The following is a 1,483-nucleotide window of genomic DNA, read 5'->3' as shown; positions in this document are numbered from 1 at the left end:
TGGGATCTGCCGCCCTGTCAAAAGCAGAGTACCGCCATGTCCGTCGACCGATCTGGCCGCTCGACGACATCAAGTTCTAGACGCCTACCCATAAGGGACCTGACCAATCAGAAAAAGTTTGTCAGAAAGGGCACACTTTGGCAACGAACGAGGAGACTATCGATACATGCTCGAATTTAATGAACAGCGCTACCTCGATGGCCGCGCGTCCGATCCGAATGAACTCGGCTGGATGCGCGGTGCGCCGCCACCGGCGGACAAGCGCATCACCTTCGAGAGCGACGCTTTCCTCGATTTCCCGCAGCTCCGCTGGTCGCTGTCGCACATGCGCGAGCTTGTGCCGACTGTCAATGTGTGGCGCGGACCGGGCGGGCCTGCGCTGATCGAACGCAGCGACAAGACCGCGGAAATCGACGCTCTCACCTTTGCCGACGCGAACGGGCGCGTGCGCCGTTTCGACGAGGCGCTCTACGATACCTATACGGACGGCATCGTGGTTCTGCATCGCGGGCGCATCGTCTACGAGCGCTATTTTGGCGCGCTCGAGCCGCACCTGCAGCATGCGTGCTGGTCCGTTACGAAGTCATATGCGGGTACGCTCGCCGCGTCGCTCGTACACGAAGGCGTGCTCGACGACTCCAAGGCGCTCGCGCACTATCTGCCGGAGCTGCGCGGCAGCGCATTCGAGGACGCGACGCTGCGCCAGGCGATGGACATGCAGACGGGCCTAAATTTCAGCGAGATCTACGAAGACAAAAGCTCCAGCGTCTGGGCATATCTGGCAGCATGCGGCCTGCGGCCGCCGCTGGCTGGCGATTGCCAGATGCGGACTCAATGCGACTTCCTGTGCACGGTAGGCAAGGCCGGCGCGCATGGCGAAACCGTCAAATACATGACCGCGAACACCGAGGTATTGGGCTGGGTGCTGGCTCGCGTGGGGGAGCGCTCGTTCGCACAATTGCTGCATGATCGCCTGTGGAGCCCACTCGGCTGCGAAGAGGACGGATACCTCGTGGTCGATCCCGCCGGCATGGCGATGGCCGGGGGCGGCTTATCGGCGACCGCGCGCGACCTGGCGCGCTTCGGCGAGCTAATGCGACGCGAGGGCGAGTGGAACGGAAAGCAGCTCATTCCCGCCTCTGTGGTACACGATGTGCAAAAGGGCGGCGATCCGACCAAATTCCACAACACGACCCTGCCCGGCTTTACGTATCGTAGCCAATGGTGGGTGACCCACAACGAGTTGGGCGCGTTCCTCGGCCGAGGCATGCACGGCCAGTTGCTCTATGTTGCGCCTAAGGCGGAGATGGTGGTTGCACGCTTGGCGTCGCATCCGGTAGCAGGGAGCTCCGGTAACAGCCCGATCACTCTCCCACAGATGCTGACGCTGGGGAGGACGCTGTCCGCATAGCCGGCCCGGCGAGCGGGCTCGGGTCCGCTTGCACCCTCGAGTGCATGACCAACGCGGCTACGTGGCCCTCTA

The 1,483-nt window shown here is 63.0% G+C and carries 1 protein-coding gene; it reads left to right on the top strand.

Annotated features, from left to right (window positions below; genetic code table 11):
* The first annotated feature begins 166 nt into the window (after positions 1 to 166).
* Positions 167 to 1,411: a serine hydrolase domain-containing protein gene (locus JQK88_RS35375; protein ID WP_203281208.1), complete on the top strand. Its 1,245-nt coding sequence runs from the start codon at positions 167 to 169 to the stop codon at positions 1,409 to 1,411.
* Positions 1,412 to 1,483 lie beyond the last annotated feature (72 nt).

Origin of the sequence: Mesorhizobium caraganae, assembly GCF_016836705.1 — a bacterium.
Classification (GTDB): Bacteria; Pseudomonadota; Alphaproteobacteria; order Rhizobiales; family Rhizobiaceae; genus Mesorhizobium; species Mesorhizobium caraganae.
Note: the sequence above shows the minus strand (reverse complement) of the source record. Positions and strands in the feature narration are given on the sequence as shown.